General features: G+C 71.1%; 23 protein-coding genes. 1 reads left to right on the top strand and 22 read right to left on the bottom strand.

Annotated features, from left to right (window positions below; all coding sequences use genetic code 11):
* The 22 genes from rplC to CGE01nite_RS04065 all read right to left on the bottom strand — a co-directional run bounded on the left by rplC (window position 1) and on the right by CGE01nite_RS04065 (window position 24,759).
* Window positions 1–660 carry a 50S ribosomal protein L3 gene (rplC, locus tag CGE01nite_RS04170; RefSeq protein WP_141369178.1) on the bottom strand — a complete coding sequence of 220 codons (660 nt, stop codon included), beginning with the start codon at window positions 658–660 and terminating at the stop codon, window positions 1–3.
* Window positions 661–683: 23 nt separating this feature from the next.
* Window positions 684–992, bottom strand: a complete 309-nt coding sequence (gene rpsJ / locus CGE01nite_RS04165; protein ID WP_013117879.1) for a 30S ribosomal protein S10 — start codon at window positions 990–992, stop codon at window positions 684–686.
* 380 nt (window positions 993–1,372) lie between these two features.
* Entirely contained in the window at window positions 1,373–1,777 is a 405-nt protein-coding gene (locus CGE01nite_RS04160) for a hypothetical protein (RefSeq protein WP_141369176.1), read from the bottom strand.
* On the bottom strand, window positions 1,774–2,040 hold the full coding sequence (locus CGE01nite_RS04155; RefSeq protein WP_048342525.1) for a hypothetical protein: 267 nt from the start codon (window positions 2,038–2,040) through the stop codon (window positions 1,774–1,776). Before CGE01nite_RS04155 ends, CGE01nite_RS04160 begins: the two co-directional genes overlap by 4 nt.
* Entirely contained in the window at window positions 2,037–3,254 is a 1,218-nt protein-coding gene (locus tag CGE01nite_RS04150) for a calpain family cysteine peptidase (protein WP_141369174.1), read from the bottom strand. The genes CGE01nite_RS04155 and CGE01nite_RS04150 overlap by 4 nt, the downstream gene beginning before the upstream one ends.
* Window positions 3,251–3,568: a hypothetical protein gene (locus tag CGE01nite_RS04145; protein WP_141369172.1), complete on the bottom strand. Its 318-nt coding sequence runs from the start codon at window positions 3,566–3,568 to the stop codon at window positions 3,251–3,253. The genes CGE01nite_RS04150 and CGE01nite_RS04145 overlap by 4 nt, the downstream gene beginning before the upstream one ends.
* Window positions 3,569–3,701: 133 nt before the next feature.
* A complete protein-coding gene (locus tag CGE01nite_RS04140) occupies window positions 3,702–4,559 on the bottom strand; it encodes a hypothetical protein (RefSeq protein WP_141369170.1) in 858 nt (285 codons plus the stop codon).
* A 181-nt stretch (window positions 4,560–4,740) separates the two neighbouring features.
* Window positions 4,741–5,934: an elongation factor Tu gene (gene tuf, locus CGE01nite_RS04135; RefSeq protein ID WP_048342521.1), complete on the bottom strand. Its 1,194-nt coding sequence runs from the start codon at window positions 5,932–5,934 to the stop codon at window positions 4,741–4,743.
* 121 nt (window positions 5,935–6,055) lie between these two features.
* A complete protein-coding gene (gene fusA, locus CGE01nite_RS04130; protein ID WP_048342520.1) occupies window positions 6,056–8,158 on the bottom strand; it encodes an elongation factor G in 2,103 nt (700 codons plus the stop codon).
* A gap of 75 nt (window positions 8,159–8,233) precedes the next feature.
* Entirely contained in the window at window positions 8,234–8,704 is a 471-nt protein-coding gene (gene rpsG, locus CGE01nite_RS04125; protein ID WP_048342519.1) for a 30S ribosomal protein S7, read from the bottom strand.
* A gap of 4 nt (window positions 8,705–8,708) precedes the next feature.
* Entirely contained in the window at window positions 8,709–9,077 is a 369-nt protein-coding gene (rpsL, locus tag CGE01nite_RS04120) for a 30S ribosomal protein S12 (protein ID WP_013882841.1), read from the bottom strand.
* A 426-nt stretch (window positions 9,078–9,503) separates the two neighbouring features.
* Window positions 9,504–9,743, bottom strand: a complete 240-nt coding sequence (locus CGE01nite_RS04115; RefSeq protein WP_048342518.1) for a hypothetical protein — start codon at window positions 9,741–9,743, stop codon at window positions 9,504–9,506.
* A gap of 2 nt (window positions 9,744–9,745) precedes the next feature.
* A complete protein-coding gene (locus CGE01nite_RS04110) occupies window positions 9,746–10,960 on the bottom strand; it encodes a hypothetical protein (RefSeq protein ID WP_141369168.1) in 1,215 nt (404 codons plus the stop codon).
* Complete coding sequence (locus CGE01nite_RS04105) at window positions 10,957–11,280, bottom strand: type VII secretion target (RefSeq protein WP_048342517.1); 324 nt, start codon at window positions 11,278–11,280, stop codon at window positions 10,957–10,959. The genes CGE01nite_RS04110 and CGE01nite_RS04105 overlap by 4 nt, the downstream gene beginning before the upstream one ends.
* Window positions 11,277–11,654: a YbaB/EbfC family nucleoid-associated protein gene (locus CGE01nite_RS04100; protein ID WP_170210892.1), complete on the bottom strand. Its 378-nt coding sequence runs from the start codon at window positions 11,652–11,654 to the stop codon at window positions 11,277–11,279. Before CGE01nite_RS04100 ends, CGE01nite_RS04105 begins: the two co-directional genes overlap by 4 nt.
* 122 nt (window positions 11,655–11,776) lie before the next feature.
* On the bottom strand, window positions 11,777–15,646 hold the full coding sequence (locus CGE01nite_RS04095) for a DNA-directed RNA polymerase subunit beta' (RefSeq protein WP_048342516.1): 3,870 nt from the start codon (window positions 15,644–15,646) through the stop codon (window positions 11,777–11,779).
* Window positions 15,647–15,773: 127 nt separating this feature from the next.
* Window positions 15,774–19,280 carry a DNA-directed RNA polymerase subunit beta gene (rpoB, locus tag CGE01nite_RS04090; protein ID WP_048342515.1) on the bottom strand — a complete coding sequence of 1,169 codons (3,507 nt, stop codon included), beginning with the start codon at window positions 19,278–19,280 and terminating at the stop codon, window positions 15,774–15,776.
* A 449-nt stretch (window positions 19,281–19,729) separates the two neighbouring features.
* Window positions 19,730–20,122 (bottom strand): 50S ribosomal protein L7/L12, encoded by a 393-nt coding sequence (gene rplL, locus CGE01nite_RS04085; RefSeq protein ID WP_048342514.1) that lies wholly within the window; start codon window positions 20,120–20,122, stop codon window positions 19,730–19,732.
* Between the two features lie 93 nt (window positions 20,123–20,215).
* The gene (rplJ, locus tag CGE01nite_RS04080; RefSeq protein ID WP_141369162.1) at window positions 20,216–20,746 is read right to left on the bottom strand and encodes a 50S ribosomal protein L10; all 531 of its coding nucleotides are present in this window, start codon (window positions 20,744–20,746) and stop codon (window positions 20,216–20,218) included.
* A gap of 235 nt (window positions 20,747–20,981) precedes the next feature.
* On the bottom strand, window positions 20,982–23,624 hold the full coding sequence (locus tag CGE01nite_RS04075; RefSeq protein WP_048342512.1) for a CHAT domain-containing protein: 2,643 nt from the start codon (window positions 23,622–23,624) through the stop codon (window positions 20,982–20,984).
* Between the two features lie 8 nt (window positions 23,625–23,632).
* Window positions 23,633–24,133, bottom strand: a complete 501-nt coding sequence (locus CGE01nite_RS04070) for a carboxypeptidase regulatory-like domain-containing protein (RefSeq protein WP_141369161.1) — start codon at window positions 24,131–24,133, stop codon at window positions 23,633–23,635.
* On the bottom strand, window positions 24,130–24,759 hold the full coding sequence (locus CGE01nite_RS04065) for an RNA polymerase sigma factor (protein ID WP_229747360.1): 630 nt from the start codon (window positions 24,757–24,759) through the stop codon (window positions 24,130–24,132). Before CGE01nite_RS04065 ends, CGE01nite_RS04070 begins: the two co-directional genes overlap by 4 nt.
* Window positions 24,760–25,111: 352 nt before the next feature.
* Here CGE01nite_RS04065 and CGE01nite_RS04060 point away from each other — a divergent pair.
* On the top strand, window positions 25,112–26,515 hold a 1,404-nt coding region (locus CGE01nite_RS04060; protein ID WP_255318473.1), incomplete at its 3' end, for a chymotrypsin family serine protease.

Genomic DNA, 26,515 nt, shown 5'->3' with positions numbered 1-26,515 from the left:
TCACGCACCCTTCACAGCGGATCGCACGACGACGACACCGTTCTTGGGGCCGGGGACGGCACCCTTGACGAGCAGGAGGCCCCGCTCGGCGTCGATCGCGTGCACGGTCAGGTTCTGAGTGGTCTGACGGGCGACGCCCATCCGACCGGCCATCCGCAGGCCCTTGAACACGCGCGACGGCGTCGAGGCGCCACCGATCGAGCCCGGCTTGCGGTGGTTGCGGTGGGCACCGTGCGAGGCGCCGACGCCGGAGAAGCCGTGACGCTTCATCACACCGGCGGTGCCCTTGCCCTTGGTCGTGCCGATCACGTCGACGAGCTGACCCGCCTCGAAGGCGGTCGCGTCGATCTCCTGGCCGAGCGTGTACTCGGACGCGTTCGACGTGCGGATCTCGGCCACGTTCCGGCGCGGGGTGACCCCGGCCTTCTCGAAGTGGCCCTTGAGCGGCTGCGTGACCTTGCGCGGGTCGATCTGGCCGAAGGCCAGCTGGACCGCTGCGTAGCCGTCAGCCTCAGCGGAGCGGACCTGCGTCACGACGTTCGTGCCGACCTCGACGACCGTGACGGGCACGAGGCGACCGGCCTCGTCCCACAGCTGGGTCATGCCGAGCTTGCGGCCGAGCAGGGCCGTGACGGGGCGCGCGTTCTGCTGGGTAACCATGAGGATCAGTTCCTTCCCAGCGATCAGAGCTTGATCTCGATGTTCACGTCCGCAGGCAGGTCGAGACGCATGAGCGAGTCGACGGCCTTGGGCGTGGGGTCGATGATGTCGATGAGCCGCTTGTGCGTGCGCATCTCGAAGTGCTCGCGGCTGTCCTTGTACTTGTGGGGCGACCGGATGACGCAGAACACGTTCTTCTCGGTCGGCAACGGCACCGGGCCCACGACCGACGCACCAGCGCGAGTCACCGTGTCGACGATCTTGCGCGCCGAGCTGTCGATGACTTCGTGGTCGTAGGACTTGAGCCGGATGCGGATCTTCTGTCCCGCCATGGCGTCGTCTACTTCTCTCTCTTCGAACTGGTCCGTCCGACCCCCGCGCTCGGGCGTGTCGCTCTTCGCGACGCACCTGGGCGCTGCATACCGTTCCCGGTATGAGGTCGGTGGTTGTCGTCGAACCGCCACCGCCGGGTCGACCCCGGGGCTGACGCGGTTCGCCACGTCTGTCGGCCCAGCCTGGCGCGCACGAAGGCACACCCGTAGCGGGCAACCTGAACAGTGTGCCAGACGAGCGCCTGCATCTCCAACCCGGGCCGGCGGTGACCTGCACCTCATCGCGCGGCGGATCCCGCGCAGCGACCGGGCACCCGGGCCCCGCACGCGCTCGACCCGCGCCGGTGCGCGCCGTTCACGCTCCGCGCGCCGTCCGACCGCTACGCGCCGTCGGCCCCGATCCAGAACGTGGCCTCGAAGCGCCCACCCACGGCGTCGTCGTCGGCCCCGCGCGGCTCGACGCTCAGCAGCATCACCGGGACGCCGTCGGTCTCGACCCGCTCCCCCACCGCGACCCAGCCGAGCTCACCCGCCACCTTCACCGAGCACCCGTCGTCCGAGAGCCCGCCGATCCCGAGCACCACGTCGCCGACGACGAGCTGCGCACCACCCGCGGCGCTCTCGACCACCCCGCCGGCGGGAGTCTCGGCCGTGCGCTCGCACCGCGCCTCGTCCCCCCGCCCCGACCACGCCAGGACGGCAGCGACGGCCACGGCGACGACCCCGAGGCCCACGCCGGCGAGCACCACGGGACGCACCCGGCGCCCGGTCGCGGTGTCGCTCACCGCCGCTCCCCCGACTCGGGCACGAACTCGAGCTCCGCGCGGCCGACCCCGACGGCGCTCACGTCCCGCACCGTCAGCGTGCCCCAGCCCGGCAGCGAGAGCGCCTGCCCGCGATCCACCCAGGCGCGGTGGCGGGCGCCGTGCAGCCCGACCGCGAGGCGCGCGCGCATCGCGCCGTCCACGACGTCGAGCCCCACGACCCCGACGAGCGCCTCGGCAACCTCCCGCTGCGTCCCGGCACGCAGCTCGAACGACTCGCTCATGCCGGTGCCTGCGAGACCGTCACGCGTCCGAAGATCCGCGCGAACTCGTCCGCGTCCATCCGGAACACCTCTCCGCCGTCCGCACCGTTGCCCTGGCCCCACGGGTTGCGGACCCACACCCCGCCGTCGTCGTCGATCCGCTCGACCATGTAGGCGTGCCCGCCCACGACGTCGACCTCGATGTCGGTCAGCTCGCCGTCGCGCCGCACCTGCACCGTGACGTCGTCGGCATCGGGACGCCCCCCGGTGTCCGCCGTCACCGCCGCACCGTCGGCCAGCCGCTCGGCGATGCTCTCGCGGTTGCCGCCGAACTCGTCGTCCCACGGCCACCACGTGTCGTCGGTGGTGTACGAGCTCGCGTCGCGACCGGTGATCATCTCCATCGCGTCCTCGGGGTAGCCACCGTCGTCGAGGTCGGCGTAGCCGAGGTGGATGCCGAGAGCCGCCTCGTAGACGGACACCAGCCCGACCGTGCCGGCGGGCTGGCGCACGCCGCCGTCGTAGACGCCGTCGACGAACACCTCGGTCGGCTTGCCGTCGACGTAGAGGGTCACCCAGTAGCCCTGCTTGAGGGCGTCCCAGCGCACGTTGCGCCGCAGCAGGGCGTCACCGTCGTCGGTGCGCATGAAGCCCATGAGCGACGAAAGCAGGTAGCAGGAGCCAATCCCCTGCTGCCGCACGTCTGCCTGGTCCCACGAGCCCTTGTCGAGCATGTCGTCCGGGACCTGGGTGTCGCGGCGCGCGGCGTCGGACAGCGCGTCGATCGCTGGCTTGTCGGTGCCCAGGGCGGCGCGCACCGCGTCCGCGGCGCGGCCCGCGGCAGCCTCCGCCCGACCGGTCGCGCTCCACACCCGCGCGCGTGCCCGCAGGTAGTCGTACCAGGCGGGGAGGTCGAGCGCGTCGGCGGCGACCCGGGCCCTCGCCCGCCTGCGGTCGTCGTCGGCGGCCCTCGCGTCCTCCTCGGCCGCCGCGAGCTCCGCAGCGAAGCCGGTCAGCGCTCCCGCGATCGCGGTGAGGCTCGACTCGACCGCCCCGGCGCCGGACTCGACGGCTCCCAGCCGGGCGTCGCACGCGTCGGCGGCCGCACCGGTCCAGTCGAGCGCCCCGCGCTGACCGTGCACGAGAGCGCCGGCCTCGGCCACCGCGGTCGCCGCGCCGCTCACCTGCGTGGCCGCAGCACTCACGGCGCCCGCGTCGCCCGGCAGCACCCTCACCGCACGGCTCCGACGAGCAGGCTCGCGAGCTTCTCGAGCGCGGCGCGCACGCGCTCCTCGGCGTCGCGGTACGCCTGCGCACAGTCCTGGAGCCGGATCGCCGAGCCGACGGTCACGCTCGCGAGATCGCCCACGCGGGTGGTCATCGCCGTCTGCGCCTCGGCCATCGCGCCGCTCAACGACGCGAAGCCGTAGACGCCGTCGCCGGCCGGCCACGCCGCCGGGTCAGCAGGCCGCAGGGTCGTGACGACCTGCAGCAGCTCCTTGCCCGCCTCGTCGAGCGTCCCGGCCGTCGCCGAGAACCCTTCGCTCACCGCACGCACCCCCGCCTCGCCGAGTCGGACGAACTCGGGCGACGGTAGCACTCCGGACGTCCTGCCGGCCGCCGTCCTGCCGACCGTCGTCCGAGCGGCCGTCCTCGTGCCAGCTGCCGGTCCCGGGCGACCGTCACGCAGCGTCGTGGTGGACCATGATCGTCCCGACGCCGCTGCTCACCTTCACGACGTAGTGCGGCCCGTCGGCCGAGAAGCCCTCGGTGGGGATCTGCGTCCCGGCCTCGACCGCGTTCTCGGTGCGGTCGTCGACCATCACCTGACCCGCGCCGGTCTGGACGTCGACGAGGACCGCCACCCCGGCAGGGACGTGCAGCACGAACGACCCCAGGCCGGACTTCAGGTCGACCGTGACCGGCGCGTCCGGCACCGGCAGCGTCAGGTCGACCGAGCGAGCACCCGCGGTGACCTCGACGCCCGCGACCTTGGCGCCCATCAGGTTCGCGGTGACCGTGTCGGTCTCCGCACCCAGCGCCACGGTCCACGCGACCTCGGGGGCCAATCGGACCTTCGACGCGTCGCCGGCCAGCGTCGCCACCGCCGGGTCGCCCTCGCTGAGCTGAGCGGCGGCGTCGGCGCCCGTGGCCTCGATCCCGACGAGCTCGTCCGCGCCCGCGTCGGCACGCAGCAGCACCGAGCCGACCGACCCCTCGAGGGTCAGCGCCGCGGTGTCCGCGGTCCCGCGGGCGATCGACGCGGACACCGGCCCACCGTCGTCGTTCGTGGCGTCGTCGGCGGCACCCTTGCCACCGAACACCGCGTACGCACCCACGCCGACGACGATCGCCAGGGCGATCCCGATCACCCAGCCGAGCACCTTGCCCCGGCCCGGCTGCGCGGGGGCCGCGGTGCCGCCCGAGCCGGTGGGGTCGAGCACGGCGTCGAACGCCGGGGACGAAGGAGCCGGGTCGACGGCGGTCGCGGTGCGGCGGCCGTCGGCCGTGGGACGCGACTCGGGAAGCTCAGCAGACATGCGCAGGACGCTAATCGCGCGCGCGAGGCCCGGCGAGAGGATCCCTCGTCCGGGCCGCTGTCCGAATCGTTTCACTCCCCACCCGCCGCGGGCGGACACCGCCAGAGCCCGCAGACGGCAGCAGGGCCCGGGAGCCGAAGCTCCCGGGCCCTGCCGAGCGATCAGCCCCGAAGGGCGAGGATCACTTGATGATCTTGACGACGCGACCCGAGCCGACGGTGCGGCCACCCTCGCGGATGGCGAAGCCGAGGCCCTCCTCCATCGCGATGGGCTGGATCAGCGTGACGGAGATCTCCGTGTTGTCGCCGGGCATGACCATCTCGGTGCCCTCGGGCAGCGTGATGACACCGGTGACGTCGGTCGTCCGGAAGTAGAACTGCGGACGGTAGTTCGTGTAGAAGGGGTTGTGACGCCCACCCTCGTCCTTGGCCAGGATGTAGACCTGGCCCTCGAACTCGGTGTGCGGCGTGATCGAACCCGGCTTCACGACGACCTGGCCACGCTCGACCTCCTCGCGGCGCGTGCCGCGCAGGAGCAGACCGACGTTCTCGCCGGCCTCGGCGTAGTCGAGCAGCTTGCGGAACATCTCGACACCGGTGACGGTGGTCTTGATCGCCTTCTCCTTGATGCCGACGATCTCCACCTCCTCGTTCACCTTGAGCTGACCGCGCTCGACGCGGCCCGTCACGACGGTGCCACGACCGGTGATCGTGAAGACGTCCTCGATCGGCATGAGGAACGGCTTGTCGATGTCACGCACCGGGTCCGGCACGTTCTCGTCGACGGCGTCCAGCAGGTCCTCGACCGACTTGACCCACTGCGGGTCGCCCTCGAGCGCCTTGAGGCCCGAGACGCGCACGACCGGCGCGTTGTCGCCGTCGAAGCCCTGCGACGACAGCAGCTCGCGGACCTCCATCTCGACGAGCTCGAGGATCTCCTCGTCGTCGACCATGTCGGACTTGTTGAGCGCCACGAGCAGGTACGGGACGCCGACCTGACGGGCGAGCAGGACGTGCTCACGCGTCTGGGCCATCGGGCCGTCGGTGGCCGCGACCACGAGGATGGCGCCGTCCATCTGCGCCGCACCCGTGATCATGTTCTTGATGTAGTCGGCGTGACCGGGGGCGTCGACGTGCGCGTAGTGACGCTTCTCGGTCTGGTACTCGACGTGCGCGATGTTGATCGTGATACCGCGCTGCTTCTCCTCAGGCGCCTTGTCGATCTCGTCGAACGGCGTGAAGGGGTTCAGGTCCGGGTACTTGTCGTGCAGCACCTTCGAGATCGCGGCGGTCAGCGTCGTCTTGCCGTGGTCGACGTGACCGATGGTCCCGATGTTGACGTGCGGCTTCGTCCGCTCGAACTTCGCCTTGCCCACTAGGTGTCCTCCTCAGGACTTGGTAGAGACTGCCCGGCTGCAGCTACCGGAAGGTACCTGCAGAGCGCGCGGCCCCACGGGTCGGTTTGTGTGATGGAACTACAGGTTTCGACCTGTGGGACTACTCGCCCCGGGTCTTCTTGATGATCTCGTCGGCCACGGCCCGAGGCACCTCGGCGTAGCTGTCGAACTGCATCGAGTACACCGCACGACCCTGGGTCTTCGACCGCAGGTCACCGACGTACCCGAACATCTCCGAGAGGGGCACCTGGGCGCGAATGACCTTCACACCCGTGGCGTCCTCCATGGACTGGATCATGCCGCGGCGCGAGTTCAGGTCGCCGATGACATCACCCATGTAGTCCTCAGGGGTGCGGACCTCGACGGCCATGATCGGCTCGAGCAGAGCCGGGTCGGCCTTGCGGACAGCTTCCTTGAGGATCATCGAACCGGCAATCTTGAACGCCATCTCCGAGGAGTCGACGTCGTGCGCCGCACCGTCGAGCAGGATCGCCTTGACGCCCACGAGCGGGAAGCCCGCGAGGACGCCGAGCTGCATCGCGCTCTGGATGCCCTGGTCGACGGACGGGATGTACTCGCGCGGGACGCGGCCACCGGTGACCTTGTTCTCGAACTCGTACAGCTCGCCCTCGGCCGGGTCCAGCGGCTCGAAGGTCATCTGCACCTTCGCGTACTGGCCGGAGCCACCGGTCTGCTTCTTGTGCGTGTAGTCGATCTTCTCGACCGCACGACGGATCGTCTCGCGGTACGCGACCTGCGGCTTGCCGACGTTCGCCTCGACCTTGAACTCGCGACGCATGCGGTCGACGAGGATGTCGAGGTGGAGCTCGCCCATGCCGCCGATGACGGTCTGGCCGGTCTCCTCGTCGAGCTTGACCCGGAACGTCGGGTCCTCCTCGGCGAGCTTCTGGATCGCGATGGAGAGCTTCTCCTGGTCGCCCTTGGTCTTCGGCTCGATCGCCACGTCGATGACGGGCTCCGGGAAGGTCATGGACTCGAGCACCACCGGCGAGCTCGGGTCGCACAGGGTGTCACCGGTGGTGACGTCCTTGAGCCCGATGAACGCGTAGATGTGGCCGGCCGTGGCCTCCTGGACCGGGTTCTCCTTGTTGGAGTGCATCTGGAAGAGCTTCCCGATGCGCTCCTTCTTGCCCTTGGTCGAGTTGAGCACCTGGGCGCCCTGCTCGACGGAGCCGGAGTAGACCCGGACGTACGTCAGCTTCCCGAAGAACGGGTGCGACGCCACCTTGAACGCGAGAGCCGAGAACGGCTCGGTCGCGTCGGGGTGACGCTCGACGACGATCTCCGCGTCCTTCGCGTCGTGGCCCTGCACGGCAGGGACGTCGAGCGGGGTCGGGAGGTAGTCGATGACGGCGTCGAGCATGGGCTGGACGCCCTTGTTCTTGAACGCCGAGCCGCACAGGACCGGGTAGGCCTCCGAGGCGACCGTGAGCTTGCGGATGCCGGCCTTGATCTCGGCGACCGTCAGCTCCTCGCCACCGAGGAACTTCTCGAGCAGCTCGTCGTCGGTCTCGGCGACGGCCTCGAGCAGCTCCGCGCGGTACTGCGCGGCCTTCTCGACGAGGTCGGCGGGGATCTCCTCGACCTCGTACTTCTCGCCCAGCGCGGTCTCGCCACGCCAGACGAGCGCACGCTGCTCGACCAGGTCCACGACGCCGATGAAGTCGCTCTCCGAGCCGATCGGCAGCTGGATGACCAGCGGCTTGGCCTTGAGGCGCTCGACGATGGTCTTCACGGTGAAGTAGAAGTCCGCGCCCAGCTTGTCCATCTTGTTGACGAAGCAGATGCGCGGGACGTCGTACTTGTCGGCCTGGCGCCAGACGGTCTCCGACTGGGGCTCCACGCCCTCCTTGCCGTCGAACACTGCGACGGCACCGTCGAGGACGCGCAGCGAGCGCTCCACCTCGACCGTGAAGTCCACGTGGCCAGGCGTGTCGATGATGTTGATCTGGTTGTTCTTCCAGTAGCAGGTCGTCGCGGCGGACGTGATCGTGATGCCGCGCTCCTGCTCCTGCTCCATCCAGTCCATCGTCGACGCACCGTCGTGCGTCTCACCGATCTTGTAGTTGACCCCGGTGTAGAACAGGATCCGCTCGGTGGTCGTCGTCTTGCCGGCATCGATGTGCGCCATGATGCCGATGTTGCGGACCTTCGTGAGGTCCGTCAGCACGTCAAGTGCCACGTTGGTCTGCCCCTTGTCGGTTGGCTCGGTGTGCGGCCGGCACACGCTGACGCGTGCCGGCCGCACCGGCTGGAATCACCAGCGGTAGTGCGCGAAGGCCCGGTTGGACTCGGCCATCTTGTGCATGTCCTCCCGGCGCTTCACAGCGGCACCGAGGCCGTTGGACGCGTCGAGGATCTCGTTCATGAGGCGCTCGGTCATCGTCTTCTCGCGACGAGCGCGCGAGTAGTCGGTGAGCCAGCGCAGCGCGAGCGTCGTGGAGCGCACGGGACGCACCTCGATCGGCACCTGGTACGTGGCACCACCGACACGACGCGACTTGACCTCGAGCGACGGACGCACGTTGTCGAGCGCGCGCTTGAGCACGACGACCGGGTCCTGCTGGGTCTTCTCGCGCACGCCCTCGAGCGCGCCGTAGACGATCGACTCCGCGACGGTCTTCTTGCCGTCGAGGAGGATCTTGTTGATGAGCTGCGTGACGACCGGCGACCCGTAGACGGGGTCGACGATCAGCGGCCGCTTCGGGGCGGGACCCTTACGAGGCATCGGTTCAGCCCTTCTTCGCGCCGTAGCGGCTGCGCGCCTGCTTGCGGTTCTTCACGCCCTGCGTGTCGAGAGCGCCGCGCACGATCTTGTAGCGGACACCCGGCAGGTCCTTCACACGACCGCCGCGGACGAGCACGATCGAGTGCTCCTGCAGGTTGTGGCCGACGCCGGGGATGTAGGCCGTGACCTCGACGCCCGACGACAGGCGCACACGGGCGACCTTGCGCAGAGCGGAGTTCGGCTTCTTGGGGGTCGTGGTGTACACGCGCGTGCACACGCCACGACGCTGCGGGCTGCCCTTGAGGGCAGGCGTCTTCGACTTGTTCGTCTTCGCCTGCCGGCCCTTGCGGACCAGCTGCTGGATCGTAGGCACTACGTCTCCGTCTGGTAGATGAGCTCTGGTCGACCGGTGCCCGTCACCCTGGACGGCCGGCAAGTGCGCGAGTCGCCGCCCGTCGCGCGGCTATCGCATGGTCGTGAGTCCCGAACCGACCCACGCGCTCGGGCGTGTCGCCCCGTTCTCCTCCGGCTCCGAGGCCCAGCGGGAGCCGGGCGGCGGGGACCGCACGAGAGGCGGGGGTTGGTGTCCCTGCGCACCTGCGGGGCGGGTCCGTACGAAGCGGACGACACCCGTGCGAGTGCACGCGCGAGGGCCCGACGGCGCGGGCACGGTGTCCAACGTTACCTTCCTCGCCCGGACACCGTCAAAGGACCGGCACTGTGACGCTGCCCGTGCTCGCGCTGCGCCGCAACCGGGGGTCCGCCCGCGCTGGTCAGCCGTGCGCGGAGCCGTCCGCGGTCACGAGTAGAACGCGGCTCTCTCCGGCCATGCTCCCTCGCGTCGGTGCAGCCGGAGCACCTTCACGAGCGCCCACTGCGCGGAGATCGGACGGTCCTGCGTGCCCTCGACGTACCACGCGTCCAGGTCCTCGAACGGGATGACCAGCACACCCTCGTCGGCCACCGGCGTCTCCCCGAAGGCGTACCGCACCTCCGTCGCCGACTCGGCGACCTTGCGCCCGAACGCCGTGCCCGCCATCGTCATCCCCTCCGGCTCGCGTCGAGGGCCGAGCGCCAGTCCGACACCTCGGTCGCCGCCCGGTGCGCCTGCGCGTACGAGGCACCGGGATGCGCGTCCATGTAGCGCGCCTCGGCGATCTCGTGGCGCAGGAGCATGCGGTCGAGCTCGGTCGCCGTGCCCGAGCGCAGCCGCTCGAAGGCCTCCGCCATGTCCGGGCTCGCGTCGAACCGCCCCGTGTACGGGTCATCGTAGTCAGTGCCCAGCAGGTGCTCGTCGCGCAGCACGTGGTCCATCGCGCGGTCGACGTCGACCTGCGAGAACTCGGGGTTGTGCCGCGCCATGTCCGCGGCGAGGTCCGGGTCCGCGCGCAGCGAGTCGTAGACCCGCTCCGACCACTCCTCCGCACGCCAGTCCTGGCGCGGACGCGGCCCGTGCTCGCCGCCGGTGTGCACGACCGGCCCGTCCGGCCGGGCGGGCGGCGCGTCCGCCGAGCGGCGCACGCTCGCGGCGAGGCGGGCGAGGGCCTCACGCATCGCCTCGACGAGGTTCTTCAGGGACTTCGCGGAGGTCACGACGTCGACGACCGACCGGCCGACCCGCGTCGCGAGCGATGACACGCGCGTCGAGACCTGGCCGACGATCCACGGGGTCGCCAGCCCGAGCGTGAACACGGCCTCGGCCGCCCACGAGATGATCGAGCCGACGAGCTGGGCGATCGTGTCGCGCACCAGGTCGTGCACCACCTGCACGACCGTCGCGCACGTCCGCAGCGCGGAGGCCACCGCCGACGACGACGCCGACGACGCGCGCATCTTCGCCGCCAGGTCGTCGGCGTACCTGGCGTACGCCACCACCGCCGCACCCTGCATCGCCTCGAGATCGGCACGCGCCATGTGGCTCAGGTCCTCGCCCGCGGTGCCCATCGCCGCGGCCACGTTGTCCCACGTCCCCGCGAACCCGGCGACCGCGCCCGCATCACCCGTGAGGTCGTCCAGCCAGCCCTTGAGCGGCTCGAGGTGATCCATCAGCCAGCCCAACCCGGCCGCGATCAGCGAGCCGAGCGGGTCGACCACGGTGGCAGCCACGTCGAGCGCCGCGCCGACGCCCGCCAGCCCCACCTCCAGCCACGACCCGCCCTGCAGCGCCTGCGCCAGGTCGTGGACCGACTCGACCACCCCTGTGCCGGAGACCGCGGTCGTCGTGTCCTGCCCCGGGACGACGAGCGAGTCGGTCATGCGCCGTCCAGCGCTCGCGTCAGGGCGCGCAGCGCGAGGGCCACCCGTTCGTCGCAGGCCTCGAAGGAGGCGGCCATGCCCGTCAGCCCCGTGGACGCCGCGGACACCGCGCCGTCCAGCTCCACGATCGCGTCCTGCGACGCGCGCGCGGCGCCCGACACGATGCTCGGCAGGAACGAGCACAGGACGCCGAACGCGCCGCCGTGCAGGTCGGCCGAGCCCACGGCCGAACGCGCCGCCCCGACGTCCGACCCGAGGCTGCGCACCCGCCCCGCGTGCCGGCGCAGCACTTCGGTGTCGAGCACGAGCTCGCTGCTCACGGGGTCGCCCCCCAGCGCTGGGCGACCTCGGCGCGCAGGTGCGCGCTCGCGCCGTCGTCGGCGCCGAACGCCTCCTCCATGGCCGCCACGGCCCGCGCGCCCGCCTCCGCGCCGGCCCGCCCGACGAGCTCGACGACGAGCCGCGACAGCTCGCGCCCGCCGCGGTCGAGCGCCTCGTCTGCGAGCTCGAGGTCGGTGAGCCGTCCCGAGACGTCGACCTCGACCAGCACGTCCCCTCGTGGCGAGGACGCACGGCCCCGGATGGCGTCGATCCGGTCCCGGACCTCGCCGGCCGCCACCGCGCGTCGTTGCGCGGCCGCGATGTCGTCGCGCACGCGCGCGAGGACCTCGTCGGGATCGGAGTAGACGGACATGTCGGGCAGCATAGCCACGGTCCGTGCCGGGTCGCGCGGGCGACCTCGAGCTCGTGCGTCAACGCCCGAGGGGGCCCACCGCGGTGCGGTGGACCCCCTCGGGTCGGATCAGGAGTACGACGTCAGCGCAGGTCGCCGAAGTCGATGTCCTCGAGCGGGATCGCCTCGCCGGAGCCGAAGCCCAGGGCCGGGAAGTCGATCTCGTCGTAGCCGAACGTCGGGTACAGCTCGGCCTTCGCCTCCTCCGTCGGCTCCACCGCGATGTCGCGGTAGCGGGGCAGACCGGTGCCGGCGGGGATGAGCTTGCCGAGGATGACGTTCTCCTTGAGGCCGAGCAGCGGGTCGCTGCGACCCGACATGGCGGCCTCGGTGAGCACGCGGGTGGTCTCCTGGAAGGAGGCCGCCGACAGCCACGAGTCGGTCGCGAGCGACGCCTTCGTGATGCCCATGAGCTCGGGACGACCCGAGGCCGGCTGACCGCCCTCGGCAACCGCCTGACGGTTGGCGTCCTCGAACCGGCCACGCTCGGCGAGCTCGCCGGGCAGCAGGTCGGTCGAGCCCGAGTCGAGCACCGTCACGCGACGCAGCATCTGCCGCACGATGACCTCGATGTGCTTGTCGTGGATGTCCACGCCCTGCGAGCGGTAGACCTCCTGCACCTCGTCGACCAGGTGCTCCTGCGTCTTGCGCGGGCCGAGGATGCGCAGGACCTTCTTCGGGTCCACGGCACCCTGGACCAGCTGGGTCCCGACGACGACGTGGTCGCCGTCGTTGACCAGCAGGCGGGAGCGCTTGGTGATCGGGTAGGCGATCTCCTCCGAGCCGTCGTCCGGGGTCAGGACGATGCGCCGCGAACGGTCACCCTCCTCGATCACCACGCGACCCGAGAACTCCGCGATCGGCGCCTCACCCTTGGGGGTGCGGGCCTCGAAGAGCTCCTGGACACGCGGCAGACCCTGCGTGATGTCCTCCGCGGAGGCGACACCACCGGTGTGGAAGGTACGCATCGTCAGCTGCGTGCCGGGCTCGCCGATCGACTGGGCCGCGATGATGCCGACGGCCTCACCGATGTCGACGAGCTTGCCGGTGGCCAGCGAGCGGCCGTAGCACTTGGCGCACGTGCCGACGCGCGACTCGCAGGTGAGCACCGAGCGCACCTTGAGCGTGTCGACACCCGACTCGAGCAGACGGTCGAGCAGCACGTCGCCGACGTCGTCACCGGCGTGACCGATGACCTCGCCGTCGACCTCGATGTCCGTCGCGAGCGTGCGCGAGTAGACGCTGGTCTCGACCTTGTCGTGACGACGCAGCGCGCCGTCGCCACCCGGGACGCCGATCGGCATCGTCAGGCCGCGCTCGGTGCCGCAGTCGTCCTCGCGGACGATGACGTCCTGCGAGACGTCCACCAGACGACGCGTGAGGTAACCCGAGTCGGCGGTCCGCAGAGCGGTGTCCGCCAGACCCTTGCGGGCACCGTGCGTGGCGATGAAGTACTCGAGGACGGACAGGCCCTCGCGGTAGTTGGACTTGATCGGACGAGGGATGATCTCGCCCTTCGGGTTCGCCACGAGACCGCGCATACCGGCGATCTGACGGACCTGCATCCAGTTACCACGCGCGCCCGAGCCGACCATCCGGTACACCGTGTTGCGCGCAGGGAAGTTCTCCTGCATCGCCTTGGCGACCTTGTCGGTGGCCTGCGTCCAGATCTCGATGAGCTCCTGACGACGCTCGTCGTCGGTGATGAGGCCCTTCTCGTACTGGCCCTGCACCTTGGCGGCGCGCGCCTCGTGCTCCTCGAGGATCGCGGCCTTCGCCGCCGGCGTCGCGACGTCGGAGATGGCGATGGTCACGCCCGAGCGCGTGGCCCAGCGGAAACCGGCCTCCTTGAGCGCGTCGAGGGACGCCGCGACGGCGACCTTCGGGTAGCGCTCGGCGAGGTCGTTGACGATGACCGACAGGCGCTTCTTGTCGACGACGCCGTTCTCGTACGGGTAGTCGACCGGCAGCAGCTCGTTGAAGAGCGCACGGCCGAGCGTCGTCTCGAACAGCAGCGTCTGGCCCGGCTCCCAGCCCTCGGGCGCCGCGTCCTCGCCGAGCACCAGGTCGTCGAAGCGGATCTTGACGACCGCGTTCAGGTCGAGCGAACCCTGGTCGAACGCCATGATCGCCTCGGAGACCGAGCTGAACGCCCGGCCGGCGCCCGTGGCCTCCGGCTTGTCCGACGTCAGGTGGAACAGGCCGATGATCATGTCCTGCGAGGGCATGGTCACCGGACGGCCGTCCGACGGCTTGAGGATGTTGTTGCTCGAGAGCATGAGGATGCGGGCCTCGGCCTGCGCCTCGGCGCTCAGGGGCAGGTGGACGGCCATCTGGTCACCGTCGAAGTCCGCGTTGAACGCGGCGCAGACGAGCGGGTGCAGGTGGATCGCCTTGCCCTCGACGAGCTGCGGCTCGAACGCCTGGATGCCCAGACGGTGCAGCGTGGGTGCACGGTTCAGCAGCACCGGGTGCTCGGTGATGACCTCCTCGAGCACGTCCCACACGACCGGGCGCGCGCGCTCGACCATGCGCTTGGCGGACTTGATGTTCTGCGCGTGGTTGAGGTCCACCAGACGCTTCATGACGAACGGCTTGAACAGCTCGAGCGCCATCTGCTTGGGCAGGCCGCACTGGTGCAGCTTGAGCTGCGGGCCGACGACGATGACCGAACGGCCCGAGTAGTCGACGCGCTTGCCGAGCAGGTTCTGGCGGAACCGGCCCTGCTTGCCCTTGAGCATGTCGGAGATCGACTTCAGCGGACGGTTGCCGGGGCCCGTGACGGGGCGGCCACGACGGCCGTTGTCGAACAGCGAGTCCACGGCCTCCTGGAGCATCCGCTTCTCGTTGTTGACGATGATCTCCGGCGCGCCCAGGTCCAGGAGCCGCTTGAGGCGGTTGTTCCGGTTGATGACGCGGCGGTACAGGTCGTTCAGGTCGGAGGTCGCGAAGCGGCCACCGTCGAGCTGGACCATCGGGCGCAGGTCCGGCGGGATGACCGGGACGGCGTCGAGGACCATGCCCGTGGGCGAGTTGGTCGTGGTGAGGAACGCGTTGACGACCTTCAGACGCTTGAGGGCACGCGTCTTGCGCTGGCCCTTGCCCGTCTTGATGATCTCGCGCAGGTTGTCCGACTCGGCCTCCAGGTCGAAGGCCTCGAGGCGCTTCTGGATCGCCGCGGCGCCCATCGAGCCCTCGAAGTAGTTGCCGTAGCGGTCCTGCAGCTGGCGGTAGAGCAGCTCGTCGCCCTCGAGGTCGGCGACCTTGAGGTTCTTGAACCGGTCCCACACCTGGTCGAGACGGTCGACCTCCGCGTCGGCACGCTTGCGGATCTGCGCCATCTCGCGCTCGGCCGAGTCGCGGACCTTGCGGCGCGCGTCGGCCTTGGCACCCTCGGCCTCGAGCTCGGCCAGGTCGGCCTCGAGCTTCGCGGCGCGGTTGTTGATGTCGTTGTCGCGGCGGTCGGTGATCTCCTTGCGCTCCAGGTCGATCTCGTTCTGGAGGTTCGGGAGGTCTTCCTGACGACCGTCGACGTCGACCCACGTGATCATGTAGGCCGCGAAGTAGATGACCTTCTCGAGGTCCTTCGGCGCGAGGTCGAGCAGGTAGCCCAGACGCGACGGCACACCCTTGAAGAACCAGATGTGCGTGACGGGGGCGGCCAGCTCGATGTGGCCCATGCGCTCACGGCGCACCTTGGAACGGGTCACCTCGACGCCGCAGCGCTCGCAGATGATGCCCTTGAAGCGCACGCGCTTGTACTTGCCGCAGTTGCACTCCCAGTCCCGGGTGGGACCGAAGATCTTCTCGCAGAACAGGCCATCCTTCTCCGGCTTCAGGGTCCGGTAGTTGATGGTCTCGGGCTTCTTGACCTCGCCGTGCGACCAGGCACGGATGTCGTCGGCCGTGGCCAGGCCGATACGCAGCTCGTCGAAGACGTTGACGTCGAGCAAGGGTGGTCCTACTTCCTTCGCTTGCCGGCCCGCGTGCTCGCGGGTGTCCGGCGGACGGAAATGTTGCTAAAGGGGTGCGGGCCCCCGGTCCGGCATCCCTGCTGGGCAGCCGGACCGGGGCTCGACGTCAGATCTCTTCGACGCTGCTGGCGTTGGGGCGACGCGACAGGTCGATGCCGAGCTCCTCCGCTGCGCGGTAGACCTCGTCGTCGTTCTCCTTCATGTCGATCGAGACGCCGTCGGACGACAGCACCTCGACGTTCAGGCAGAGCGACTGCATCTCCTTGAGCAGGACCTTGAACGACTCCGGGATGCCCGAGTCGGGGATGTTCTCGCCCTTGACGATGGCCTCGTACACCTTCACGCGGCCCGGGACGTCGTCCGACTTGATGGTCAGGAGCTCCTGCAGCGTGTAGGCCGCGCCGTACGCCTCGAGGGCCCAGACCTCCATCTCGCCGAAGCGCTGGCCGCCGAACTGCGCCTTACCACCCAGCGGCTGCTGCGTGATCATCGAGTACGGGCCGGTCGAACGCGCGTGGATCTTGTCGTCCACCAGGTGGTGCAGCTTCAGGATGTACATGTAGCCGACCGACACCGCGTCCGGGAACGGCTCGCCGGAGCGGCCGTCGAACAGACGCGCCTTGCCGTCCGAGCCGACCATGCGCTCGCCGTCACGGTTCGGCAGCGTCGAGCCGAGCAGCCCCGTCAGGGTCTGCTCCGGGACACCGTCGAACACGGGCGTCGCGACCGGGTTGCCCGGCTGCGACGAGGCGGCGATCGCCGGGACACCGTCACGCCACGCCACGTCGCCCTCGGCGAGCTGGATGTCCCAGCCCTGCTTGGCGACCCAGCCCAGGTGCGTCTCGAGGACCTGGCCGACGTTCATACGGCCGGGCACACCGAGCGGGTTGAGGACGACGTCCACGGCGGTCCCGTCGGCGAGGAACGGCATGTCCTCGACCGGCAGGATCTTCGAGATGACGCCCTTGTTGCCGTGACGGCCGGCGAGCTTGTCGCCGTCCGTGATCTTGCGGCGCTGCGCGATGTACACGCGGACCAGCTCGTTGACGCCCGCGGGCAGCTCGTCGCCGTCCTCGCGCGAGAACGTGCGCACCTCGATGACCGTGCCGGACTCGCCGTGCGGGACCTTGAGCGAGGTGTCGCGCACCTCGCGCGCCTTCTCGCCGAAGATCGCACGCAGCAGGCGCTCCTCCGGGGTCAGCTCGGTCTCGCCCTTGGGCGTGACCTTCCCGACGAGCACGTCGCCGGCCGCGACCTCGGCACCGATGCGGATGATGCCGCGCTCGTCGAGGTCCGCGAGGACCTCCTCGGAGACGTTCGGGATGTCCCGCGTGATCTCCTCGGGGCCGAGCTTGGTGTCACGGGCGTCGACCTCGTGCTCCTCGATGTGGATCGAGGACAGCACGTCGTCCTGCACGAGGCGCTGCGACAGGATGATCGCGTCCTCGTAGTTGTGACCCTCCCACGACATGAACGCGACCAGCAGGTTGCGGCCGAGCGCGAGCTCGCCCTCGTCCGTGGCCGGGCCGTCGGCGAGGACCGAGCCCACCTCGACGCGCTGACCGGCGTCGACCAGCACGCGCTGGTTGTAGGACGTGCCCTGGTTCGAGCGGCGGAACTTCGCGACGCGGTACGTCGAGGAGGTCGCGTCGTCGTTCGCCACCGTGATGAGGTCGGCCGAGACCTCCGTGACGACACCGGGCTTCGTCGCGACGATCACGTCGCCGGCGTCGACGGCCGCACGACGCTCCATGCCGGTGCCGACCAGCGGGGCCTCGGAGCGGACCAGCGGCACGGCCTGGCGCTGCATGTTGGCGCCCATGAGCGCGCGGTTCGCGTCGTCGTGCTCGAGGAACGGGATCAGGGCCGTCGCGACCGACACCATCTGGCGCGGCGAGACGTCCATGTAGTCGATGAGCTCGCCGGGGATGTAGTCGATCTCCCCGCCCTTGGTGCGGACCAGGACGCGGTCCTCCTCGAACTCGCCGTTCTCCTTGAGGGGCGCGTTCGCCTGGGCGATGACGTGACGGTCCTCGTCGTCGGCCGTGAGGTAGTGCACCTCGTCCGTGACGCGACCCTTCACGACCCGGCGGTACGGCGTCTCGACGAAGCCGAACGGGTTGATCCGACCGAACGACGCGAGCGAGCCGATCAGACCGATGTTCGGACCCTCAGGGGTCTCGATCGGGCACATGCGGCCGTAGTGCGACGGGTGGACGTCACGGACCTCCATGCCGGCGCGGTCACGGGACAGACCACCCGGGCCGAGGGCCGACAGACGCCGCTTGTGCGTCAGCCCCGCGAGCGGGTTGTTCTGGTCCATGAACTGCGAGAGCTGCGAGGTGCCGAAGAACTCCTTGATCGACGCCACGACCGGGCGGATGTTGATCAAGGTCTGCGGCGTGATGGCCTCGACGTCCTGCGTCGTCATGCGCTCGCGCACGACGCGCTCCATCCGGGACAGGCCCGTGCGGACCTGGTTCTGGATGAGCTCGCCGACCGCGCGGATGCGGCGGTTGCCGAAGTGGTCGATGTCGTCCGTCTCGACGCGGATCTCGATCGACTCACCGTTGCGCGTGCCCGGCAGCGAGGTCTGGTCGATGTGCAGCGCGGCGAGGTACTTGATCGTCGCGACGACGTCCTCGCGCGAGAGCACCGAGTCCGACAGCGGCGCGTCCTGGCCGAGCTTCTTGTTGACCTTGTAGCGGCCGACCTTCGCGAGGTCGTAGCGCTTCGGGTTGAAGTAGAAGTTCTCGATGAGCGCGCGACCGGCCTCGACCGTGGGCGGCTCGCCCGGGCGGATCTTGCGGTACAGGTCCAGCAGCGCCTCGTCCTGCGTCTGGACGTGGTCCTTCTCGAGCGTGTCGATGACCGCCGGGTACGCCGCGAACTCCTCGCGGATCTCGCCCTCGGTCATGCCGAGCGCCTTGAGCAGCACCGTGGCGTTCTGCTTGCGCTTGCGGTCGACGCGCACGCCGACGTTGTCGCGCTTGTCGATCTCGAACTCGAGCCACGCGCCACGGCTCGGGATGACCTTGGCCGTCAGGACGTCCTTGTCGGACGTCTTGTCGGCGGTGCGCTCGAAGTACACGCCGGGCGAACGGACGAGCTGCGAGACGACCACGCGCTCGGTGCCGTTGATGATGAACGTGCCGCGCTCGGTCATGAGCGGGAAGTCGCCCATGAAGACCGTCTGGCTCTTGATCTCACCGGTCGTGTAGTTGACGAACTCGGCCGTCACGAACAGCGGGGCGGCGAAGGTGAAGTCCTTCTCCTTGCACTCCTCGGCCGTGTACTTCGCCGGCTCGAAGCGGTGCTCGCGGAAGGAGAGCGACATGGTGCCGCCGAAGTCCTCGATCGGGGAGATCTCCTCGAAGATCTCCTCGAGGCCGGCGGTCTGCGGGACGTCGTTGCGACCGTCCTCGAGAGCCGCGGCCACGCGCGCCTGCCACCGCTCGTTGCCCAGCAGCCAGTCCATGCTCTCGGTCTGCAGGCCGAGCAGGTCAGGGACCTCGAGCGGCTCGTGGATCTTGGCGAAGGAGATGCGGCGGGATGCGGTGCGGTTCGCGATGGCGTCGGCGGACGGTGCAGAAGGGGTGCGCGAGGCAGCCAAGAGGGGTCCTTCCCTGCGGTCGAGAGGCACGCTGCGCCGCCTGGCAAGGCGCGACCCCCAGCCTCGACGGCGGATCTCGACGCGCACATACGTCAAGATCCGGCTCGGGATATCTGAGATCGCGGGCACAGGCCAGCGCAAAGCGCTAGCATACTCGGCCCCCTGACGGAAGTCCACCCGGTCGGCGAGCGCCGCACCCCCGTGGTGCACCTCGACGGTGCACCCACCCGGTGCTCGCTCCAGCCGGACCGACGGATCCGCGTCCGCGCCCGGCCCTTCGGCCAGGCGGGCGACCTCGTTGTCGCCGCGGCCATGGTGGCACAGACCACACCCCGACGGGAAGTTGCCGGCCGCCGCACGCACGACGAAGGCCCGCCGCCCCGGACGGGGTGGCGGGCCTTCGTGCGTGAGCGTCTCCGCGACGGGGACGAGCCCCGCGCGGAGTCAGATCACTTGAGCTCGACCGAAGCGCCGGCGCCCTCGAGCTGCGCCTTCGCCTTCTCAGCCGTCTCCTTGTTGACGCCCTCGAGCACCGGCTTCGGCGCCTCGTCGACGAGGTCCTTGGCCTCCTTGAGGCCGAGCGACGTGAGCGCGCGCACCTCCTTGATGACCTGGATCTTCTTGTCACCGGCGGCGGTCAGGACGACGTCGAACGAGTCCTTCTCCTCCTCGGCGGCGGCGTCGGCACCAGCACCACCGGCGGCCGGCGCGGCGGCGACGGCGACGGGGGCAGCAGCGGTGACCTCGAAGACCTCCTCGAAGGCCTTCACGAACTCGGACAGCTCGATCAGGGTCAGACCCTTGAACTGCTCGATGAGCTCCTCAGTGGTGAGCTTCGCCATGAGAGGCGTTCCTTTCTTCGGTGCTCCGGGACGCGCACGCGTCCGAAGCGGGATGTGGGGTGATGCGCGGTGCGAGATCAGGCGTGAGCCGGATCAGGCAGCCGCACCTTCCGACTCCTGCTTCTGACGCAGGGCATCGATGACGCGAGCGGCCTGGGCGGTGTTCGCGGTGAAGACGTAGGCAGCCTGGTAGAGCTTGGCCTTCATCGCACCGGCCGCCTTGGCCAGCAGGACCTCACGGGTCTCGAGGTCCGCGAGCTTGGTGACCTCTGCAGCGGTCAGGGCGCGGCCGTCGAGGACGCCCCCCTTGATGACCAGTGCAGGGTTCGCCTTGGCGAAGTCACGCAGACCCTTGGCGGCCTCGACCGGGTCGCCGGTGACGAAGGCGATCGCCGACGGGCCCGCGAGCTCGTCGTCGAGGCCCGTCAGGCCGGCTTCCTTGGCCGCGATCGCGGTCAGCGTGTTCTTCACCACGGCGTAGGTTGCGTTGCCGCCGAGCGCGCGACGCAGCGTCTTGAGCTGCGCCACGGTGAGCCCGCGGTACTCGGTCAGCACGGCCGCGTTGGACTCGCGGAACTTGTCCGCGATCTCCGCGACGGCGGCTGCCTTGTCCGGCCTCGCCATGGCAATCCTTCCGATGGTGGTGCCGGTCCCCGTCCCCCAGAACGACGAAGAGCCCCGCGCAGGCGCGGGGCTCGACAGACCGGCGCGGACGAACCGCACCATCGTGTAGAACTCTCACCTGCGCTGGCCTCCGCGAGCTGCGGGACTTCGGTTGGTCCGACGAGCGGACCGACGACCGGCGGTCTTGGGCACGACGAGACTACGTCACGCCCGACGAGCGACCAAATCGCGCTGGTCAGACGGGGGCACCCAGGCACACGAGCGGCACCAGGTCGCCCTGCGAGCGCTCGTGCTCGTCGCACGCCGCCGCGACCGCCTCCGCGACCGGGACCCCGGCCGCGAGCCTCTCGTGCACGCTCGTCATGACGCGCATCGCGGTCTCGTCCGGCAGCGGCGCGATCGCCGCGACCACGCACCCCACGCCCGTGCGCAGCAGCACGCTCGCGAGCCCGAGCGCCTCTCCCCCGTGCCGGATCGTCGCGCGGCCCACCTCGCACGACGACAGGAGCACGAGGTCGGGCACCTCGCCGCCGGCGTCGAGCTCGTGGGCGAACAGCGGGCCGTCCGCGAGCCGCAGCGACGAGAACAGCGGGTTGTCGGGCTCGTGCCGGCCGTGGGCGGCGAGGTGGACGATCCCGGGCGACGAGAGCGCCTCGGCCACGGTCGCGACCGAGGCGTCGTCGTCGACGAGGGCGCGCGCCCCCGGCCACAGGTCGGCGACGCGCCTCGCCTCGTCGGCGGCGTGCACCAGCCCCGGGCCCGCGGCGGCGGTCACCGGCGCGCCCGGCAGCCCGGCACCCGAGTACCGCATCCAGTGGTGCACGGACGGCGCGACGACGGTCGGGGTCCCGCGCCGCGACGGCAGCATCGACCACGGCAGCACGCCCAGCCACCCGCCCGCGACGACGACGAGCTCGTCGGCGTCGTCGAGCACCGGGGCCAGCGTGCCGTCGAGCCGGTCCAGCCCGGCGCGCAGCGACCGGTTCGCGACCGCCCGCAGCTCCGCGGGCACCAGGGGGTTCGCGACGACCTCGAGGTCCGCGTGCACGCGCCGCACCAGCTCGGCCGCGTCGGCCGCCTCGCCGAGCTCCGTGAGGCGCGCGCCGCTCTTGTCCATGCGCACGGCCAGGAGGCGACCCTGGTGGTCGATCACGTCCAGGAGAGTGGTGCGGGGCTGGTTGTCGAGCACGGCGCGCACCTCGTGCGCCCGGCCCTCGCGCTCGTCGCGCGCGCTTCCCGGCTCGTGCCACGAGCGCGCGAGGATCTCGTGCTTGAGGCGCTGCGCCTCGGCGAACAGCCGGATCCGCTCGGGGTCCGCCGCGGGACGCCCCGTGACCGGTCGGCTGCCCTCGACGAGCCTGCGCAGCTGCGCGAGCAGCTCAGCGGCGTCCGGGTCCGTCGGCGGGTTGACGCGCGGCGCGCCTCCCATCACCGCGCGCACGCGCTCGACGCACTCCAGCACCGGTTCCGGTCGCCCCGTGGCGAGCGCGAGGCGCATGTCGAGCACCGACAGCGCCGTGCCGTGCACCGCGCCCGCCGTCCGCAGGTCGAGCGACCCGAACCGGCTGCGGTGCAGCGCCAGGTCGCGCTGGCCCGCCCGCACGTGGTGGGACGCGCGCTGGGGCTGCCCCGCCGCGGCCGCCAGGAGCGCGCGCAGCCGGCGCCCGTGCAGCCGGAGCGTCAGAGGCTCGTCCGTGCTGACCGCACCGAGCCCGTCGAGCACACGTGCCGGGTCCGGACCCGCGCCGCGCGCGAGGTCTGCCTCGATCCGCAGGTACGTGGCCGCGCGCTGCCACGTCGGGCGTCCCGTCGTCCGGCACAGCTCCTCGACCTCCGCGGCCCGACGAGCGACCCCCGCCCACCCCGAGCGCGACGCCCTGCCCTCGGGCTGCTGCGCGAAGACCGCGGCGTCCGCCTGCAGTGCCAGGAGCGCCGAGCGGACCACCCACGCCTCGTCGCCACGACGCTGGAAGCGCCGACGCGCACTCGTCGCCCAGTGCCGAGCCGCGACCGGGTCGCCCCGCAGGAGCGCGCACTCCGCGCGGCCCAGCTCGCACTCGGCCACCTCGCGCGGCAGCCTCTCGTCGGCGAACATCTGCGCCGCCTGCGCGAGGATCTCGTCCGCCACGCCGACGAGCCCCGCCTCGAGCAGCACCTCGCTGCGGTCCCGCAACGCGGTGGGCCGAACGGGCCCGGGCAGGCTGCGCGCCGCGGCCTCCATCGACGCGAGGGCCTCCGGCAGGCGCCCCTCGTGGAAGTGCAGGTAGCCGAGGTTGTGCTCGGCCTTGAACACCAGCAGGGAGAACCCGGCCGCCTGCGCACGCCGAGCGCACTCCTCGTAGTCCGCCCGGGCCGCCACGACGTCGCGCCGCTCGCTGTGCAGGGTGCCGCGGTTCAGCAGGGCCCGGCAGCCGTCGACCGGGTCCGCGACCTCGATCTGCTCGACCGCGGCGTCGAGCGCCACCAGGGCCTCCTCCTGCCGGCCCGCACGCAGCGCGAGCAGGCCGCGGACGCCCGCCGCCGCCGGCACGATCCCCGGCCAGGCGTGCGCGGCACCCGCCGCGACGAGACCGTCGAGCTGGGCGAGCGCCGCCTGCGGCCCGCCGCGCGTCTCGAACTCGCACTTCGCGAGCTCCATGAGCGCGCGCGCTCGCACCCGCACGCGCAGCGGGTCGGTCAGCTCGCCGCCCTCAGGCGCACCCGTGCGGTCCAGCTGGGCGAGCGCCGCCACCAGCCGGCGCCTGGCCATGCCGGGGTGCCCCTCGGCGTTGTCCGCCTCCGCGAGCGCGACGTCGACCGCGACGCGCTCCAGGGCGGCGCGGTGGGGATCGTCACCCGGCAACGGCCCGGCGTCGACCGGTCCGGTGCTCTCGGTCATGGTCTCGGCTAGAGCTCGATCTGTGGTGTCACGACAGGCATCGTCGGGTCCGACGCCCGGCGCAGCACGAGCCGCGCGGGACCACGCTCGAGCTCCACGAAGGCGAACCTGCCGTCCTCGTCGGACGTCGTGGTCTCGACATGACCCGCGTGGTGCAGCTCGACGACGAGCTCACCCGCCGGCGCCGCCCACCCGTCGACCCGCACGCGGTCGTTCTCGTGGTGCACCGAGATCATCACCGTGAGCACGTCGGTCGTGAACGTGATGGTCCCCGCCTCGATGCTCGTCTCGTCGGCGCGCACCGCGAGTGCGGGCTCACCGACGAGGTGCAGCTCGGCGAGCTCCGCGTTGAGCAGCTCCATCGTCAGCGCGAGGCCGATGCTGTCGATGAGCCCCTCGGGCACGGGGTCGGCCGCGTCGACCAGGGTCGCGAGGCGGCCCAGGATCTCGAGGTCCAGGTCGTCGACGCCCGCGGCTGCGACGAGCGCGAGGGTCGCGTCGTCAGTCATGACATGCTCCAGGAAGGGTCGGAGGAGAGGGAGACGCGCAGCTTCGCGAGGCACCGTCCGCGGGTGGGACCGATGCTGCCGACCGGCATGCCCAGGGCTTGCGAGACCACGGTGTAGTCCGGTCGGTCGACCATCGCGACGAGCCCGAGGAGCCGGCGGCACCGCTCGGGCAGGGCCCGCACGTGGTCCCACAGGACACGGTCACGCTCGTCGCGCAGCGCGCGTGCGTCGGGGAGCTCGTCGGCAGGAGCGGTCAGCCAGGTCGTGGCGGCCTCGTCGGAGTCGGTCCGCGCGGCCTCCTCGCGCGAGCGCCGCACTGCCCGCCACGCGGCCCGCTTCGCGGTCACCAGGGTCCACTGCAACGTCGCCCGCGGGTCCCGGATCGTGTCGATCTCGCGCACCAGCGCGAGCCAGACGTTCTGCACGATGTCCTGCGCCTGCTCGGTCCCGGCGCCCTGCGCTCGCACCGTGTGCCAGAGCAAGGGCGTCATGACCTGCACGAGGGCCGCCATCGGTGCACGGTCACCCTCCCGGTACGCCACCACAGCACGGGCCGCCTGGTCGGCGAGCCCCTCCCCCTGGCCGCGGAGCGCGGTGTCCACCGGCTCCACCAGGTCGTCACTCATCATCAGACCCCTCACTCGACCGGTCGTCGGACGACCGCCTTCTGACACTAGGACGGCCAGGACAAACCCGACAAGGCATCTGCGGCACGCACCTCACGGGTCGACGACGAGGAGCACGCGGCGAGGCGCCAGATACGCCGCCCGTCCGCGCGCGCCAGGTTCACCCGAACGAAGGACACCCGAGTCGGCGACGGCGCAGCGCGCGCGCCCCGAAGGTACTGAACGCGACGCTCTCGTCGCAGCAGTCGTCGCCGGATGTATCTGGGCCGCCGCCGCCTGCTCCTGACCTGCGGCTCGGCCCAGCCGAGAGACGCCCGGCCCACCGCCCGTACCCACGAGGAGTGTCAGCCCCATGTCCGAGCAGGACCCCCGCTCCGACTCCGGCCCCGCGCCCGAGTCCTCCCCTGACACCGCAGCCTCCGGCGCCGCGACGCCCGGCACAGCACAGGCCGGTGCCGACGCGCGCGCCCGGATCCGCCCGACGAAGCGCGGCATCGAGGACGTGCTCCTGGCCCGCGCGGGCGTCGTCGGCGTCGACATCGCCGAGAAGTGGTCGCACGGCCGCCCGACCGGCCAGCAGGCGATCGTCGTGCACGTCGAGCGCAAGCGTCCGCTCGACGAGCTGACCGACGCCGACCGCATCCCCGAGACGATCGACGGCGTGCCGACCGACGTCGTCGCAGGCCGCGTCTCGCCGTTGAGCCTCGCCACGGCGGTCGGCACCGCGGTCCAGCCCGGTCGGCTCCGGCCCCTGGTCGGCGGGCTCAGCATCGGCCCCTCGGACGCCGTCACCATCCCCGTGGACGGCCAGGCCCAGCTCCGCAGCGTCAACGGCACGCTCGGCGTCGTCGTGCGCGAGCGGCACACGGGGCGCGCCTTCGCCCTCACCAACTGGCACGTCGCCGCCGGTGACGGCCGCGAGGACGTCGGCAGCCGCTGGATCCAGCCCGCACTCGCCGACGGCGGCAAGCCCGGCTCCGACCGGTTCGGCGCGCTCGTGCGCGGCGCGGTGACGGATCGGATCGACGCCGCCGTGGTCGCGCTCGCGCCCGGCGCTCCGTGGCTGCCCGGGATCCTGGGGATCGGGCCTGTCACCGGGACGCAGCGCGCGGTCGTCGGGTCCACCGTCCGCAAGTCCGGCCGCACGACCGGCGTCACCGTCGGCACCGTCGCGTCGACCGACTACACGACCGCCGTGGACTTCGGCCCCGGGGTCGGGCTGCGGACGCTGCGCGACCAGATCCGGGTCGAGCCCGTCGAGGGCCACGAGCGCTTCTCGGCAGGCGGGGACTCCGGGTCGGTCGTGGTCGACGCTACCGGCGCCGTCGTCGGCCTGCTGTGGGCCGGCGAGGACGACGGGAGCTTCTCCGTCGCCAACCCGATCGACGTCGTGCTCGACACGCTCGGGGTCGCGGTCGTCGCGGCGACGCCCACCTGGCGGGACGGGCTGCGCAACGCGGCCCGTGCTGACGGGCACGAGCCGGGCGCGACGAACGGGCGGCCGACGGGGCTCGGCGCCGGGTCCGCTCAGTCGGCTGGTCGGGGTGCGCAGGGGGCATCCCGACCGGCCGGCGCAGCGGCCCAGCCGTTCACCGAGCCCTTCACGGAACCGTTCACCGAGGCACTCGGCGCCAACCCGTTCACGGAGCCCTTCACGGAGCCGTTCACGGAGCCGTTCACCGAACCCTTCACGGAGCCGTTCACGGAGGCGCTGGGCGCCAACCCGTTCACCGAACCGTTCACCGAGCCGTTCACC

The organism is Cellulomonas gelida, assembly GCF_006538725.1.
GTDB lineage: Bacteria > Actinomycetota > Actinomycetes > Actinomycetales > Cellulomonadaceae > Cellulomonas > Cellulomonas gelida.
The sequence above is the reverse complement of the archived record's forward strand: the minus strand, read 5'-3'. Positions and strand labels throughout refer to the sequence as shown.

Coding starts and splice junctions, on each gene's coding strand:
- rplC (WP_141369178.1), bottom strand. CDS start 660: ATGGTTACCCAGCAGAACGCGCGCCCCGTCACGGCCCTGCTCGGCCGC.
- rpsJ (WP_013117879.1), bottom strand. CDS start 992: ATGGCGGGACAGAAGATCCGCATCCGGCTCAAGTCCTACGACCACGAA.
- CGE01nite_RS04155 (WP_048342525.1), bottom strand. CDS start 2,040: ATGAGCGAGTCGTTCGAGCTGCGTGCCGGGACGCAGCGGGAGGTTGCC.
- CGE01nite_RS04140 (WP_141369170.1), bottom strand. CDS start 4,559: ATGTCTGCTGAGCTTCCCGAGTCGCGTCCCACGGCCGACGGCCGCCGC.
- rpsG (WP_048342519.1), bottom strand. CDS start 8,704: ATGCCTCGTAAGGGTCCCGCCCCGAAGCGGCCGCTGATCGTCGACCCC.
- CGE01nite_RS04115 (WP_048342518.1), bottom strand. CDS start 9,743: ATGGCGGGCACGGCGTTCGGGCGCAAGGTCGCCGAGTCGGCGACGGAG.
- CGE01nite_RS04110 (WP_141369168.1), bottom strand. CDS start 10,960: ATGACCGACTCGCTCGTCGTCCCGGGGCAGGACACGACGACCGCGGTC.
- CGE01nite_RS04100 (WP_170210892.1), bottom strand. CDS start 11,654: ATGTCCGTCTACTCCGATCCCGACGAGGTCCTCGCGCGCGTGCGCGAC.
- rplL (WP_048342514.1), bottom strand. CDS start 20,122: ATGGCGAAGCTCACCACTGAGGAGCTCATCGAGCAGTTCAAGGGTCTG.
- rplJ (WP_141369162.1), bottom strand. CDS start 20,746: ATGGCGAGGCCGGACAAGGCAGCCGCCGTCGCGGAGATCGCGGACAAG.
- CGE01nite_RS04075 (WP_048342512.1), bottom strand. CDS start 23,624: ATGACCGAGAGCACCGGACCGGTCGACGCCGGGCCGTTGCCGGGTGAC.
- CGE01nite_RS04070 (WP_141369161.1), bottom strand. CDS start 24,133: ATGACTGACGACGCGACCCTCGCGCTCGTCGCAGCCGCGGGCGTCGAC.
- CGE01nite_RS04065 (WP_229747360.1), bottom strand. CDS start 24,759: ATGAGTGACGACCTGGTGGAGCCGGTGGACACCGCGCTCCGCGGCCAG.